Annotated in this window: 1 protein-coding gene; it reads right to left on the bottom strand. The window is 53.9% G+C overall.

Going from position 1 to position 633, the window contains the following annotated elements:
- Nucleotides 1-140: 140 nt before the first annotated feature.
- A partial coding sequence (locus NS283_RS19450; protein ID WP_206542575.1) for a VOC family protein occupies nucleotides 141-633 on the bottom strand: 493 nt, incomplete at its 5' end.

Raw genomic sequence — 633 nt, 5'->3', positions numbered from 1 at the left:
TAGTCTCGTGGGCTCGGCGTAAAAACGGGTTTTCATCATGCCATGGGCGACGCCAGATTCAAACGTCTCATCTGTAAGAGAGAGCCGCACGCCATAAACCCACCAGTCCGTGTGGTAGCGCCTGCTTATTACTTATGCCGTCAGGCCTGCCATGCGGCATGCTGGATAACGATCCGATAGCCGTCCCTGTCCTGAAAGGTTGCGCCGTTTTTTGCCCAGTACGGGTTAAAAGACGTCACTTCAGTAAACCCGGCACGCGTCATTACCTGACAACGTTGCTGCCAGCACGCCGCGTCCGGCAGATACAGCACCAGCAGATCGTCAACCGTTGTCGCGGGCTGGACAGGATGGTGCTGACAAAACGTAAACTCCAGATGCCAGGGCAAGGTCTTATCACCCAGCATAATGCCGCTGAATCCGTCATGGTCCCTGAACTCCCCCAGTTTATGCAATCCAAGGCCAGTGCAGTACAGGTCTGCGCTCGCGGTCAGGTCACTGACCGGGCGCGCAATGCGCAGTTGTTGTATCACCATTGCTTCTCCTGATTCTGTAAAAAGGCTATTAATAGTGGGCGTGGGTAACGGCATAACAGTGAGGTTTATAATGTATCTGCAGTCAGCACGTTTGTTGCTC

The organism is Microbacterium testaceum (assembly GCF_001476285.1).
Lineage (GTDB): Bacteria > Actinomycetota > Actinomycetes > Actinomycetales > Microbacteriaceae > Microbacterium > Microbacterium testaceum_B.
This window is presented reverse-complemented; position numbering and strand designations above follow the sequence as displayed.